This is a genomic window from Flavicella sp. (assembly GCF_037132785.1).
Lineage (GTDB): Bacteria > Bacteroidota > Bacteroidia > Flavobacteriales > Flavobacteriaceae > Flavicella.
In genome coordinates this window covers 14,603-28,515 of the sequence record NZ_JBAHZZ010000197.1, presented here as the reverse complement: position 1 = coordinate 28,515, position 13,913 = coordinate 14,603, and the positions used below count along the sequence as shown (strand labels likewise).

The window sequence follows — 13,913 nt, the reverse complement described above, 5'->3', positions numbered from 1 at the left end:
ACTGTTGCACGTAGCTTATACTTATTTTATGTTTTTATCTTAATCGGACTAAAAATACTCAAATAAGTTTAAGCGGACAATGCAAACACAAAAAAACCTTCGAAAAAGCCCAAAAACCCGCATTAATCTTATACAGTGTTGGCAACTGGCTTTTTCTCAGCTTAATTAAACGTAAACTTCTATTAATTTCATTTTCCAACCTTTTGTTTTTCATTTCGTCTTGAAGTGTTTTCAGAAACGCGTAACTTTCATTTACTCCACTAAATGCTCGGATTATTTTCCACTTTATTAAGTCCTCCGTTTTATTCCGATTATAGCTAGATTTTAAAGGTTCGTAAATATTTTCGGTATTAGAATAGTAATTTATGTGTCCAATAGTATCAATAAGCTCACTTAAAGCACTTTTATTATCTGAATTCAATTCTTTTAATAATTCAGGCATTGCTTTTTTTCCTATTGTTACTAAAGTCCGACTTGCAATATCTCTCGGTAAAGGATAACTATCTTTTAAAAACGGTTTTTCGGGAACTGTTTTGTGTTGATTGGTTCCAATTTTCGCTAAATACTTTATTAACGGTTTTATTGCAATTTCATTCAACTCAGATAGTGTATTACAAATCTCAATTTTTGAATACAGCTTTTTTTCAAGAGTCAATGCTTTTATAAGATAATCAACTGTAGTTTTCGTTTTATTCTCAATAAGTAATCTAGCTCCTAAAGTACGTTCGGTTGCTATTTTGCTCTCAAGCAATTCAATTTTTTTGTCAAACACAATAGTTGTAAACTCAGATTCAACTCCTTTTTCTACATATCCACGATTTTGAAGTTGTTTTTGTTTTGAATGCATTTTTTTGCTTGTTGCCAACGTTTAGTATAAGAAACGGAGGGCAATAAGTAAGCTCTATCGTTTCAGTTTATTACTTAGCTAAATATAAATATTTTGCTTTTATTTTTTTACTTAAATGCCAAATTTTATATTTAGCGGACTTTGTAAACAAACACAGAACTTTGGAGTTAGTACAAATGCCCTCTGTTTTTTATACATTGTTCTATGCCGTTTTATTCATTTGTCATTATCGAAATAGATTCATTTACTATGTCTTCTGTATTACTTTTGAATATTCTGTAAAACCAAGTTGGGACTTTACTAGCGATTAAACGTTGTGTATAAAATAAATCTTGAATTTGTCTTAATTCCGATTTACTTGGAACTTTTTTAGTTGTTTTATATTCTGAAAATAGATTTTCAACTAAGTTATTTATTTTTTCATAATTGCTTAAAATACCCTTTTGGGCTTTAATTGTTAAAGTAGCAAAAATTAAAGCAGGAGTTGAAGGTGCAAATAAAAGAATTAAATCAAAAACAAGAATTTCATTTACAAATGATAAACTAAGAAGGATACCATAATAAAGGAATATCATAACTTGAATAAAAATAACATATTTTTTTCTTTGTGCTTTTGCAAAAATCGAGTTGCATTTATAAGCTAATAAAACAGATGCATCATTATCTATATTATCAGGTATGTTTATGGAATACCAATCCTTGAGGTCTTCCTTTTTATACTTTTTACTTAAAGATACAATTTGGCTCGTTTCAATCCATTTCTCAACAAGTATTTTATTTCTGTCAAGTTTGAAAAGTGTTGAATCAAATTGGTCTTGTATAATAGCTCCTTCTTTTGTTTGTCTATCCATTATGCTTTGAGCAAAAATGGATAACAAAGTCCATAAAACACCAATTACCGCTATTATGGAAGTGATTTTAGACAATTTTGACATTTCAGAAAGGTTAGGGTCAACCTCTTTAAAATCAACAAAAAGGAGTGCTGTAGGAGATAAAGCAATTAACACACTTACTAAATCAATAAATTGATATTGCTTAGCATTATCGTAAGCTATTCTTTGTGCTTTTAGTAACCTAATTAGTGGTTTACTGTTTTGGTCTTTTAATAATGTATTCATAAAAATTTAGTAATATGAAGGAAATTTCCCATTAAAGAATTTATCCCACCATTCAAATGCTTCTTTAATATTTTCATTATTTTGCTCTATGCGTGCATTTCCGCTTCTTGTTTTAGCTGTTTTTAATTTTGAAATAGCATCTTTCTTTTTTGCATCTGAGGAACAAGCGTGTATATAACCCGAAATTCCTGTAGGGTCTATAACTGCGGACAAATCGGTATCATAAAGTATTGCTATAATTTTTCTTATATCATAAGAGTATTCAATAGAAGTTTCTTTTTCTGCGTATTTTACAGTTTTTATTTCTAAATAAAATGAGGAAATTGGAACATTACAATAATACTTCCAAGCCTTTAAAAACCTAATTAGAGGTTTTACTTTATTTCCTGACTTTTTATTTACATCTGAAACATATTTGTTGTGTGCAGTTGGTCCTGCATTCATCCATTCAGAGTTTCCATCTGGAATATCATATATGTTACTCCCGTTTACTTGCTTTAGGTAATCCGCTGGCACAATTTCTGTAGATTCAGATTTTAAAGTTCCAAAAGGACAAACAACAGCTGGACTGTCAACATATACACCTGTTGTTGGGAAACGTTTATGTAACGCTTCTTTAAGTTCTCTTAATGAAACAGACGAATCTTTTTTTAATTTATCAGTTGGAATACTAGCGAAATAATCCGTGTCACTATATCCACTTATACTGGTTCCATTTCCAGTAGAACCTGTTTTGAAAAAGTTTGTCATACCAAAATTATTTTCAAGACAACTTTTAATTGAAGCTCTGTGTGTTTGCACAGCTTTAGATTCAAAAGAACTTGGTGTTAATTTAGTATGTAGTTCGTTAAATCCTTGAATTATTGTTTTCGGCATAAGTTTTTTTTAATGGCATAGAACGTTCTGTATATGAAACGTAGCGTATAAAAATACGATTAATTTCGGGTTAAGTACAGAGCCAAATTTTTATATTTTGTTTTTATCTTTTCAATTTTAAAAGCCAAATTAAAAATTTGGCGGAACTTTGTAAATAAGCTCAGACCTTTGGGTTTAGTACTTATTAGCTATGTTTTATATACTTTGTTGTGCATAGTATTTTTATTCAGTTTTCGGCACATAATAAAATCTAAAGTTTTCAAATGGAGTTCCCTCAACTGACTTTCCCGCGGGAATCAGAGTTATACTTTTCGCTTTGAAATCCGCTATTTTTCCATTTATTTCTCCATCGTCACGCTTCGTGTATATAATTTTTTCGTCACTATTATAATTCCACGTTCCAGTCATAAATGTTTCATCTTCATTGTAAAGAAGATATTCTCCATTCCGTTTGAATTCGTAGTCATTATTTGGTGATTTTGGAAGTCCGCTTATTTTTTCGCCATTAGCCATTCCGTATTCCAATTTCCAACGTTGGAAGAGTTCTTTTGGCAATTCCGAAACCGAGTCAGATTCAGCGTTTTTTTGAGTTCGGCAAGAGTTGGATAAAGTCAGAATACAAATTAATAATATTATTTTCAATGTGTTTTTCATATTATGCACAACTAGTTATATGTATATAAAATACATCGAATAACTGTGTCAGCTGCATGATAACGATGTATATCTATCATTGTTTACGGTCAAAATTAATTAATTTTTTCACGTCGTTCTAATTGTTTTACAATTAAATCTAATGGATTCGTAATATTTTTTAAATCTTGACTTTGTACATGGCGTGTTTTATTGTGGTTTTTACTTTATATGACTTGTATTCAAGGATCTAACGTAACAAACCATTAATGTTTTTGGTTAAATAAATTACTCAAATACAAGTTTGTTTTGTTGTTTAAAACCTGGCATTATTGAAATAGAATAACTCTCTTTCGTCGAGTTATTCTATTTCACTAGCCCTAATATTATTATCCTTTTTTTTATGATTTAAAGTTTATTAATTCCATTTTAAACACCTCACTTGGTGACCTATACTCGAGTGTCTCTTTCTTGGTCTATTAAGTTTACCCTGAACTATTTTTAGTTCTTTTTCGATGACCTTAGTCTGTTCCTTTGGGAAAAAAGCGTCTAATTAGTCCGTTCATATTTTCATTAGTTCCTCTTTCCCAAGATAAATTAGGGTGAGCAAAAACACTAGTATTCCACTTGTCTTGCTGTTAAAAAACAGAGTTATGATTGACTTAATGTATCTTTGGAAACTATTCTAAAAAAAGTCAAATAAGTATGGTGTTTTATGGATATTATTTATTCTTCTCCTCTATCCATCGAGACATAAATTCCGTACTCCTCATGGTGTGAAATAACAACATACTTCCAATAAAATTTGTAGCTCTATGTTTGGTTATATCTAACTGAATTAAATTCAAACGAGACATCATTATTATGGAATATTTCGATTTTGAATAACATTTTTCAATAATCTCAAATCCATTTTTCTGACATTGTATCCAAAGTGGTTTATTTGTATATAATTTTTCAGCAGCAGCTATAATTGCATTTGTATCATCTGCTATTAGTCCAGACCATTCAGTATTTTCATGCATCGCTTCCGCTCCAATAGCTGTAGTTATATTGGGAGTCCCATTTAACATCGCATCTATAAACTTGCCTTTTAGCCCAGCTCCAAAACGCAAAGGAGCCAATACAACTTTTGCTGTTTCTAGCACTTCTGACGCATTATTTACCCAGCCTTTTATAAAAAAATTATCAGCAGGTTTGTGCAATTTCATTGCTTTTTCTTGTGGATAAGACCCATAAATATGCATTTCGGAATGCGGTAATTTTTTTCTTAAAACAGGCCAAATTTCATTTTTTAAATAGAGAATACTATCCCAATTTGGTTTATGCCTAAAACTTCCAATCGTAACAAAATTAGAACGTTCTCCAAACTTCATAAAACCTTCTTGCTTTTTTGTTAAAACAGGCTCTAATAAAAAAGGAATATAACAGAGTAAGTTTTCAGGTACTTTAAAATAAGACTGTAATAAACCCATCTCAAAATCAGAAATCATCAAGCTTAGATCACTTCTATAAATACTTGCTATTTCTCTTTTTGCTAACTCAGAATGTAAATCTTCATTCGAAAAACTTCGCTTTTCCTTAAAAGCTTGCTGTCTTCCCTTTCTAAGACAGTGCAAGTCTTCCGTATCTAATATCCTAATGGATTTAGGACTATATTTTTCAACTTTCCAACCGAATTGTTCTTCTGTCATAAAACGATCAAACAAAACCAACTCGGGTTCTAATTCTTTAATATAAATATCAAAACTTTTATTATTCAATGCAATTCTTTTAATCAGAATGCCCAATTCTTCTAATGGATAACGATATTCACTTTCCGAAGTTGAAGTAGCAAAAATAATTTTATAATTTTCGCCTAAAAAAACATCAATCAACTGCATCATTCTCGTACCTGCAGCCGAAGAATTTGGTTCTGGCCATACACTTCCAATAATTAAAAGTCGCTTTTGCATTATATTCCTTTTTGTAAAAGTTGCTCCACCAACTCTTTGGTCATTGTTTTTCCTTGTGCATTTGCACGTATGGTATCAAAAGTATATCTAAAATTACAGCCCGTTTTATAAGCAGAACAACCATAAGAAGCACTTCCTTTTATAACTTCTCCTTTTTTACATTTTGGACAAATTAAAGCACCCGATTTGCTATGTGTCTTTACTTTTTCTGGCTTTATAAGCAATTCAAACTCATCATTAAAAGCTACTGTCGCATTTATTTTGATTCCCCCTTGTTTAAATCCTTTTAACAATACTGTTGCTCCTTTTGACAACAGTCTCTTAAATTGATTTTCAGAAATTTTCTTTCCTAAAAACTCAAAAGGCAATCTAAAATTACATCCCGTTTTATACGCAGCACATCCATATGCAGAGCTTCCTTTTAACAAAGTTCCTTTCTTACATTTTGGACATATTGAACCTATTAAACCTGTTTTATTTGTTTTATTTTCTGGTTTCACTACAACAGTATCTTGCGTAGTTGAAAATCGTCTAGTGCTATTTTCCATACGAACCTCAACGACCAAATCATCAACCATTTTCTTCATATTATTAATGAATTGGACAGCACTGTAATTTCCTTCCTCTATTTCCTTTAATTGTTTTTCCCATTGTCCAGTTAATTCGGCCGATTTTAACAATTCATTCTGAATAGTATCAATCAATTGAACTCCCATATTGGTGGGTATAAGCAATTTTTTATTACGTTCTATATATTTTCTTCTAAAAAGAGTTTCAATAATATTTGCTCTTGTAGAAGGTCGACCTATACCATTCGCTTTCATCAAATCTCTCAACTCATCATCCTCTACTTGCTTCCCTGCGGTTTCCATGGCTCTTAGCAAAGTTGCTTCTGTATAATTTTTAGGTGGTTTGGTCGTTTTTTCAGAAAAAGAAGGACTGTGCACTCCTGATTCACCATTAGAAAAAGTTGGCATCAAGACCTCATCTTTATGAGTTGTCTTTGTTTTCGAACTCTCAAATACCACTCGCCATCCTTTGGATAAAATCTCTTTACCCGTTGCTTTAAAATTTATTTTTGCTGCTTCTCCAATAACAGCGGTGTTAGATACTTCACATTCTGGATAAAAAACCGCAATAAACCTACGTGCAATGATATCATAAACATTTTGATCATAATCACCAAGTTGACTTTCCATACCTGTTGGAATTATAGCATGGTGGTCCGTCACTTTTTTTGAATCAAATACTTTTTTTGATTTTTTTAAAGTTTTACCTTTTAGTGCCGTAGTTAAATGAGCATACTGAGTTAGTTTATCTAATATTCCAGAAATTTTCGGAAAAACATCATCTGGCAAAAAAGTAGTATCTACTCTTGGATAAGTAACTAATTTTTGTTCGTATAGTTTTTGAATAATCTTTAACGTTTGATCAGCTGTATACCCAAACTTTGTATTACAATACACCTGAAGTCCTGTTAAATCAAATAGTTTAGGAGCATACTCCTTTCCTTTTTTCTTGGTTACAGATATAATTTTAAAAGGTGCATCTTTTATTTTATTTAAAGTCGTTTCTCCATCTTCTTTCTTTAAAAACCGACCTTGTTCATTATTAAAAACCGTATTTCTATATTCTGTTTGTAACTCCCAATATGGTTTGGGTACAAAATATAAGATTTCTTTAAACCGATTTACCAACATTGCAAGTGTAGGTGTCTGAACTCTACCTACAGAAAGCACCTGTTTTTGAGCACCATATTTTAATGTATACAGCCGAGTTGCATTCATTCCTAACAACCAATCACCAATCGCACGTGAACTACCTGCATAGTATAAATTATCGTAATCTGTTCCGCTTTTCAAGTTTTGAAAACCTTCTTTAATAGCTTCTGGCGTTAGAGAAGAAATCCATAATCGATCTACTCTTCCAGTATAATTTGCTTGTTTGATGACCCAACGCTGAATCAATTCTCCTTCCTGACCAGCATCCCCACAATTGATAACAACATTTGCCTTGTCAAAAAGTTTTTTGATGGTATTAAATTGCTTTTGAACTCCTTCATTACCAACCAATTTTATATCAAACTTCTCAGGTAACATTGGCAATGTATTTAAATCCCAACGCTTCCAATGAGGTTTATAATCATCAGGTGTAAACAAAGTACACAAATGACCAAAAGTCCAAGTAACCTGATAACCACTCCCCTCGAAATAGCCATCATGTCGCTGATTTGCTCCTAATATAGTCGCAATTTCTCTTGCAACACTCGGTTTCTCAGCAATACATACTTTCATAAAAGTTCTAAATTTATTTTTTAGTGTGAAGTGACAAACTTACACAACTATTTTCAAATAGAAAACTATATGACTCACCTAAACCGCTTGAATTTTCAAGGTTTTTCCAAATAAATATTTTTGAAATTATTAACAACTTTAAAAAATCAAAAGCCTAATTTTGTTTAATAAATGAAGAAAATGAGTTTATATAACAGTCGTACTTTATTAGCAAACCTTATTTTTATTTTAGGTTTTCTTACTATAACGAATGCACAAATAGAATCCATGCAGCCGGGTTCTTTTGATGACAATATCGATTTCAATATCCCTTCTCTTCCAAACAGTTCAGATGAAGCTTTTGAGTTTATCAACCCTCAAGACCAGCAAGAAAAATTTGAACAAACTTTAAATAGGATAATGCAACAACAAATTGCCAATCAGGAACTAAAAGACTTAAAGAACAAAGGTATTGTTGACAAAGAAAAATATTATCGGCAACGACTAAAAACTGAAATGGACGCCATCTCTAACAAATTACCTATCGTTGATAAAGACTTAGGTTCAGTAAATACAAAAAGTGAATATATTACAATTATGTGTAGAGACTTTGCCTATCCAGATGGTGATACTGTATCTATTGTAGTAGACGGAGAAGTAAGAGTCAGGAATGTCGTACTCACAAAAAATTATCAGCAATTCATAATCAATCTAATGGAAGGAGTGAATACAGTCTCTTTTGTTGCACTAAATCAAGGAGAATATGGACCAAATACTGCTGCATTTATGATATTTGACGAATTAGGTAACGTATTAATGTCAAATCAGTGGAATTTAGCCACAGGAGCAAAAGCAACATTATATATCAATAGAGATAAATAATTTACTCTTTCAATAAAGCTTCCATTAACTCAAAAAAAGTATCACTGTCCCAGTTTACCGCCCCAGTTTCATGAATCACTATTTTACCTTTTTTATTAATTACATAAGTATTAGGAATACTATTTGTTGTGTTTAACTCTTTTGGAATACTTGTAACAGAATGATAAACAGGCAAATCATAATTGTACTTTTTCATGAAATCAACTACCTCCTTTTCTGATTCTTGGGTTACAAATACAAAAGCGACTTTGTCTTTATATTTGTTAACCAGCATTTGAATATCAGGCATTTCAGCTCGACAAGGAGCACACCAAGTTGCCCAGAAATTAACAAATATCACTTTGTTCTTTAAATCAGAAAACTCAATATTCTCAGTATTAATCCCATCCAATCTCCAATTATAATCACGTAATACAATTTCTTTAGAACTGACGGAAGGAGAGAATGCTAAGGTTTTAATAAGCCACTCCTTTGTAGAGGTATTTAACACAAAAAAGATAACCCCAACAAACAATATATTATTCCAATGTTTTTTTATAAATTTTATCATGACACAAAGGAATAGAAAATAATAATTTATCTGTGTAACAAACGTTACAAATATATAAAAGTTCAAACAATTAACTTATTAATTTGTACTTTTAGAGCACTTTAAAGTTTATTTATGCTGCATCAAAACTTTTTAAATTTATCTAATTCTATTAAAAAAACAGTTCTTGGAGGAGAAATGGATCATTACAAAATGGCTCCAGATGAACGAAAAAAAACATTAAAAAAAGAACCGAACTCTAAACAGCCAAAAAAAGCTGCAGTTCTCGCACTATTCTATCCAAATTTAATAGGAGAAACTTGTTTTGCTCTAACTTTAAGACCCGTGTACAAAGGAACTCATTCTGCTCAAGTAAGCTTTCCTGGAGGAAAACAAGAACCTAATGACAGTAATTTATCAGAAACAGCATTGCGTGAAACCTTTGAAGAAATAGGCATTAATAAATCGGAAATCAAATTGCTTCGAGAAATTACGGATGTATATATTCCTCCCAGTAATTTTTTAGTCACCCCTTTTATCGGAATTACCGAAAATCCCCCTGTGTTCAAACAAAATCATGAAGTGCATCAAATGATTGAAGTTACTCTTACAGAACTATTAGATGACTCCTTAATTCATGTTAACACTAAAAAGACTTTTTATGCCGAAAAGGCAAGTATACCTTATTATTATTTCAGCAATCATATGGTTTGGGGAGCTACTGCAATGATAATCAGCGAGATTAAAGAACTCATAAAAAGACTATAAAACCCATTTCTTTTTGTAAATTTGATAGCATAAAATAACAAAAAAATCTCAATGAAATTCATTAAAAAAAATCCTTTTGGTCATGTTTTATTTTTAAAAAGATGGCTCATCAGAATTGTTGGTGTTATTTCACATAGAAGATATAATGGTTTTAATAAGTTACAGATCGAAGGATCTGAAATTATAAGAGACTTACCTCATTCTAATGTTTTGTTTGTTGCCAACCACCAAACTTATTTTGCTGATGTTGCTGCCATGTATCATGTATTTAATGCTTCTTTAAAAGGAAGGGTTGATACAATCAATAATATTGGGTACATATGGAATCCAAAAATGAATATGTATTATATAGCTGCCGCAGAAACAATGAAATCGGGTATTTTACCAAAAATATTTGCTTATATGGGATCTATATCGATTCAAAGAACATGGAGAAGCGAAGGAAAAAACATTAACAGACAAGTTAAAATGTCTGATATTAGTAATATTGGAACTGCATTAAATGACGGCTGGGTAATTACATTTCCACAAGGAACTACAAAACCTTTTAATCCTATTCGAAGAGGAACCGCTCATATTATTAAAACGTATAAACCAATCGTTATTCCTATTGTGATTGATGGATTTAGACGTTCATTTGATAAAAAAGGACTCTTGATAAAAAAACGAGGTGTCTTACAAAGTATGGTAATCAAAAAACCTTTAGATATTGACTACGAAAACGATTCTTTTGATGATATCGTAAAGTTAATTGAAATGGGAATCGAACAACATCCTTCTTTCCTAAAAGTTATTTCTTTAAAAGAATATAAAGAACATGAAGATGTTTTAAACAAACAACGAGAATTTTGGCAAAAAAAACCTGATCTCTAATTCACTTTCTTTTAACATTATTATTCTTAGACATTGACTCTACTTTAATTTGGGAATACCATATAAATAAAACCAATAGTTTTTACTATTTTTATCGTAAATAATTATACTATGACTATTACTCAATTAAAGTACATTTTAGCAGTCGCTGAACACAGGAACTTTACGGTCGCTTCTGAACATTGTTTTGTTACACAGCCTACTTTAAGTATGCAAATTCAAAAACTAGAAGACGAATTAGATATCATTATTTTCAATCGAGCCAAAAAACCTATTTCCTTAACAGAAATAGGAGAGAAAATTGTTATTCAAGCAAAAACGATTGTAGAAGAAAGCAATAGAATTAATGATATTGTTGATCAACAAAAGGGATATATAGGAGGCGAATTTAAAATAGCAATAATTCCGACAATTATGCCAACGCTACTTCCTATGTTTTTAAAAACCTTTAATAATAAATACCCAAAAGTAAATCTTCAAATTGAAGAGTTGACAACAGAAGAATGTATTAAAAAGCTAATTGACGGTCATATTGATGCTGCGATTGCGGCTACCCCTTTAGAAAACCCAAAAATAAAAGAAAAACCACTATATTATGAACCATTTATTGGGTTTGTACCAGACTATCACAAACTTTCTCATAAAAAAAAACTAACTGTAAATGAATTAGATTCAGATGATATTTTACTTTTAAAAGATGGACATTGCTTTAAAGAAAGTATCTTAAATATGTGCAGTTCTTTTTCTTCTCCTAACGCAAAATCTTTTCGTTTAGAAAGTGGAAGTTTTGATACATTGATTAAACTCTCAAAAGAAAATTTAGGAATGACCTTACTTCCATACCTCCATAGTTTAGATCTATCTAATGAAGACAAACATTTTTTAAGAGAGTTTGAAGCCCCCGTACCTGCAAGAGAGGTAAGTCTATTATACAATAAGTCACAACTAAAAATGCAATTAATAGAAGCGCTGAAAACTACTATAGACGGAATCGTGAGAGGAGCTATTTCCTTCAATGATGTCAAAATTATAAGTCCTATAGCGCAAAAAAAAACTAATTAAACTCGTACTAGCAACATAAAAACACAAAAAAGCCTATCAAATAAATTGATAGGCTTTTAATACTTTAAAATATGGGTGCTTATATAACTTTTACGTCTACTGCATTCATACCTTTTTTTCCCTCTTGTAATTCAAATTCTACTTCGTCACCCTCACGGATTTCATCAATTAAACCTGTTACGTGAACGAAATGTTCATTGTTTGACCCTTCTTCAGTTATGAAACCAAATCCTTTAGTTTCATTGAAGAATTTTACTGTACCTTTACTCATTTTATTAATTAATTATATTAGTTGTTATCAAATTTAACATTATATTATTAATAATACTAATGTTTAGCTAATTTATTGAAAAACAACTTAAATTTCACACTAGAATAAAAACAATTTTTTCTATTTACTGTACCTGTTTTTAGGTCTTCCTTTATTTACACTTCCCTTACGCCTAGCTTGTTGCTTTTGTTTTGAAGGAGCTTTCTGATTCGATTCTTTGGAATCATCAATGTAACTATGTTCTTCTACAATAGGAATTTTTTGATTGATCAATTTTTCAATATCTCTTAAATATGCTCTTTCCTCAACATCACAAAAAGAAACTGCATTTCCACTTGCTTCTGCCCTACCCGTTCTTCCAATACGATGTATGTACGTTTCTGGAATATTTGGTATATCAAAATTAATAACCAAAGACAGTTCAGAAACATCAATTCCCCTAGCTGCAATATCCGTTGCTATAAGAATATTTAATTCTCCATTTTTAAACGCTCCTAAGGCTCTTTGCCTTGCGTTTTGAGATTTATTTCCGTGTATTGCTGCTGATTTTATCCCCACTTGTGCCAATTTCTTAACAACCTTATCAGCACCGTGTTTTGTTCTTGAAAAAACAATTATTGTATCGTTTGGATTTTCATTTACTAAGTCTATCAATAACTTTGTTTTATCACTTTTCTTTACAAAGTAAACAGATTGACCTACCTTTTCTGCAGTTGCCTGTTTTGGCTTAATCGTAACTGTTTCATGATTGTTCAATATTGTTTGAGACAAGTCCTTAATATTCTGAGGCATTGTCGCTGAGAAAAACAAAGACTGTCTCTGCTCAGGAAGTAAACGTAGAATTTTTTTAATATCATTAATAAATCCCATATCCAACATCTGATCGGCTTCATCCAAAACAAAATGTTCAATATGTCTTAGCGAAAGCAATCTTTGATTTATTAAATCTAATAAACGACCTGGTGTTGCAATTAAAATATCAATTCCTTGTCTTAACTGCCCTACTTGACTAGCCTGTTTAACTCCTCCAAAAATAACAGTATTTTTCAAATGTGTATTCTTTGAGTACTCCGTAAAATTATCAGCAATTTGAATTGCCAACTCTCGCGTTGGAGTAACGATAAGGGCTTTAATATGTTTCGGTCTTTTTTGAGTATTTGAGCTATTAAATAATTGCTGTATAATAGGAATAGCAAACGCTGCCGTTTTTCCTGTACCCGTCTGAGCACAACCTAATAGATCTCTTCCTTCTAATAAAATAGGTATGGCTTGTTGTTGAATTGGTGTGGGTATTGTATATCCTTTTGAGTCTAGTGCTTCTTGAATTGGAGCAATAATCTCTAAATCTTTAAATGTCATAAATAATGTATAAGCTGCAAAGGTAGACTATTCTAATCTATAATGCAGATAGACAAAAAGCCCATGCTTTTAAACATTGGCTATATAATTAAGAGGCTTGGTGTAAACTTACCTTATCTTTTATAGTGAATCCAAATATAGCATTGCAAATAATATCTTTCGTGGTACTATTTTCTTTATTTACAAGAACTGCAAACAAGACTTCGTGCTCATTAAGTTTTTGAATAGTATGTGTTATTTTCAGTCTATCTTTTAAATATGCATTTTGTAATACATTCAATTTAAAAAGATGTTGCTGTATCTTTTTATGCACTTCCATGCTTTTTAAAAGTTGCTTCGCAGTAGATTCCATTTTAGCGTATAAAACAGAAGGTAAAAGTTTTTTGTACTCGTTTACTTCACTTTTAGTGATGTTAAAACTATAGGTGTATTTATGTATAGGGTAATTCGTTTTCATGATTCTTAAT

General features: G+C 31.0%; 14 protein-coding genes and 1 pseudogene. 4 read left to right on the top strand and 11 right to left on the bottom strand.

The features are described from left to right. Positions 1-58: 58 nt before the first annotated feature. The 7 genes and pseudogenes from V5787_RS12515 to V5787_RS12485 form a co-directional block, all read right to left on the bottom strand. Positions 59-847: a hypothetical protein gene (locus tag V5787_RS12515; protein ID WP_336893541.1), complete on the bottom strand. Its 789-nt coding sequence runs from the start codon at positions 845-847 to the stop codon at positions 59-61. Between the two features lie 212 nt (positions 848-1,059). Then, entirely contained in the window at positions 1,060-1,965 is a 906-nt protein-coding gene (locus V5787_RS12510; RefSeq protein ID WP_336893540.1) for an S-4TM family putative pore-forming effector, read from the bottom strand. 6 nt (positions 1,966-1,971) lie between these two features. Further along, on the bottom strand, positions 1,972-2,841 hold the full coding sequence (locus tag V5787_RS12505) for a hypothetical protein (RefSeq protein WP_336893539.1): 870 nt from the start codon (positions 2,839-2,841) through the stop codon (positions 1,972-1,974). Between the two features lie 222 nt (positions 2,842-3,063). Next, positions 3,064-3,495, bottom strand: a complete 432-nt coding sequence (locus tag V5787_RS12500) for a hypothetical protein (RefSeq protein WP_336893538.1) — start codon at positions 3,493-3,495, stop codon at positions 3,064-3,066. A 503-nt stretch (positions 3,496-3,998) separates the two neighbouring features. Continuing rightward, positions 3,999-4,094, bottom strand: a pseudogene (locus V5787_RS12495) (IS30 family transposase); the annotation flags it as partial. A 102-nt stretch (positions 4,095-4,196) separates the two neighbouring features. Beyond that, positions 4,197-5,429, bottom strand: a complete 1,233-nt coding sequence (locus V5787_RS12490) for a glycosyltransferase family 4 protein (protein ID WP_336893537.1) — start codon at positions 5,427-5,429, stop codon at positions 4,197-4,199. Continuing rightward, on the bottom strand, positions 5,429-7,723 hold the full coding sequence (locus tag V5787_RS12485) for a DNA topoisomerase 3 (RefSeq protein WP_336893536.1): 2,295 nt from the start codon (positions 7,721-7,723) through the stop codon (positions 5,429-5,431). Before V5787_RS12485 ends, V5787_RS12490 begins: the two co-directional genes overlap by 1 nt. 180 nt (positions 7,724-7,903) lie before the next feature. On the opposite strand from V5787_RS12485, the gene V5787_RS12480 reads away from it, so the two are divergent. Then, positions 7,904-8,584, top strand: a complete 681-nt coding sequence (locus V5787_RS12480; protein WP_336893535.1) for a hypothetical protein — start codon at positions 7,904-7,906, stop codon at positions 8,582-8,584. Position 8,585: 1 nt separating this feature from the next. Here V5787_RS12480 and V5787_RS12475 read toward each other — a convergent pair whose 3' ends face one another. Further along, entirely contained in the window at positions 8,586-9,134 is a 549-nt protein-coding gene (locus tag V5787_RS12475; protein WP_336893534.1) for a TlpA disulfide reductase family protein, read from the bottom strand. 114 nt (positions 9,135-9,248) lie between these two features. On the opposite strand from V5787_RS12475, the gene V5787_RS12470 reads away from it, so the two are divergent. The 3 genes from V5787_RS12470 to V5787_RS12460 all read left to right on the top strand — a co-directional run bounded on the left by V5787_RS12470 (position 9,249) and on the right by V5787_RS12460 (position 11,816). Continuing rightward, entirely contained in the window at positions 9,249-9,881 is a 633-nt protein-coding gene (locus tag V5787_RS12470; protein WP_336893533.1) for a CoA pyrophosphatase, read from the top strand. A gap of 51 nt (positions 9,882-9,932) precedes the next feature. Next, positions 9,933-10,754: a lysophospholipid acyltransferase family protein gene (locus V5787_RS12465; protein ID WP_336893532.1), complete on the top strand. Its 822-nt coding sequence runs from the start codon at positions 9,933-9,935 to the stop codon at positions 10,752-10,754. A gap of 111 nt (positions 10,755-10,865) precedes the next feature. Beyond that, positions 10,866-11,816: a hydrogen peroxide-inducible genes activator gene (locus V5787_RS12460; RefSeq protein WP_336893531.1), complete on the top strand. Its 951-nt coding sequence runs from the start codon at positions 10,866-10,868 to the stop codon at positions 11,814-11,816. 79 nt (positions 11,817-11,895) lie between these two features. Here the strand turns inward: V5787_RS12460 and V5787_RS12455 are convergent, their stop codons facing one another. From V5787_RS12455 to V5787_RS12445, 3 genes are all read right to left on the bottom strand, one after another. Further along, positions 11,896-12,087, bottom strand: a complete 192-nt coding sequence (locus tag V5787_RS12455; protein ID WP_336893530.1) for a cold shock domain-containing protein — start codon at positions 12,085-12,087, stop codon at positions 11,896-11,898. Positions 12,088-12,207: 120 nt separating this feature from the next. Next, the gene (locus V5787_RS12450) at positions 12,208-13,446 is read right to left on the bottom strand and encodes a DEAD/DEAH box helicase (RefSeq protein WP_336893529.1); all 1,239 of its coding nucleotides are present in this window, start codon (positions 13,444-13,446) and stop codon (positions 12,208-12,210) included. Positions 13,447-13,534: 88 nt separating this feature from the next. Next, positions 13,535-13,903, bottom strand: a complete 369-nt coding sequence (locus tag V5787_RS12445; protein ID WP_336893528.1) for a hypothetical protein — start codon at positions 13,901-13,903, stop codon at positions 13,535-13,537. Between the last annotated feature and the right edge of the window lie 10 nt (positions 13,904-13,913).

Bases quoted from the DNA above. Each gene is read 5' to 3' on its own strand.
- V5787_RS12505 (WP_336893539.1), bottom strand. From the start codon at position 2,841: ATGCCGAAAACAATAATTCAAGGATTTAACGAACTACATACTAAATTA.
- V5787_RS12480 (WP_336893535.1), top strand. From the start codon at position 7,904: ATGAGTTTATATAACAGTCGTACTTTATTAGCAAACCTTATTTTTATT.
- V5787_RS12475 (WP_336893534.1), bottom strand. From the start codon at position 9,134: ATGATAAAATTTATAAAAAAACATTGGAATAATATATTGTTTGTTGGG.
- V5787_RS12445 (WP_336893528.1), bottom strand. From the start codon at position 13,903: ATGAAAACGAATTACCCTATACATAAATACACCTATAGTTTTAACATC.
- V5787_RS12460 (WP_336893531.1), top strand. From the start codon at position 10,866: ATGACTATTACTCAATTAAAGTACATTTTAGCAGTCGCTGAACACAGG.
- V5787_RS12510 (WP_336893540.1), bottom strand. From the start codon at position 1,965: ATGAATACATTATTAAAAGACCAAAACAGTAAACCACTAATTAGGTTA.
- V5787_RS12515 (WP_336893541.1), bottom strand. From the start codon at position 847: ATGCATTCAAAACAAAAACAACTTCAAAATCGTGGATATGTAGAAAAA.
- V5787_RS12470 (WP_336893533.1), top strand. From the start codon at position 9,249: ATGCTGCATCAAAACTTTTTAAATTTATCTAATTCTATTAAAAAAACA.
- V5787_RS12455 (WP_336893530.1), bottom strand. From the start codon at position 12,087: ATGAGTAAAGGTACAGTAAAATTCTTCAATGAAACTAAAGGATTTGGT.
- V5787_RS12465 (WP_336893532.1), top strand. From the start codon at position 9,933: ATGAAATTCATTAAAAAAAATCCTTTTGGTCATGTTTTATTTTTAAAA.
- V5787_RS12450 (WP_336893529.1), bottom strand. From the start codon at position 13,446: ATGACATTTAAAGATTTAGAGATTATTGCTCCAATTCAAGAAGCACTA.
- V5787_RS12490 (WP_336893537.1), bottom strand. From the start codon at position 5,429: ATGCAAAAGCGACTTTTAATTATTGGAAGTGTATGGCCAGAACCAAAT.
- V5787_RS12500 (WP_336893538.1), bottom strand. From the start codon at position 3,495: ATGAAAAACACATTGAAAATAATATTATTAATTTGTATTCTGACTTTA.
- V5787_RS12485 (WP_336893536.1), bottom strand. From the start codon at position 7,723: ATGAAAGTATGTATTGCTGAGAAACCGAGTGTTGCAAGAGAAATTGCG.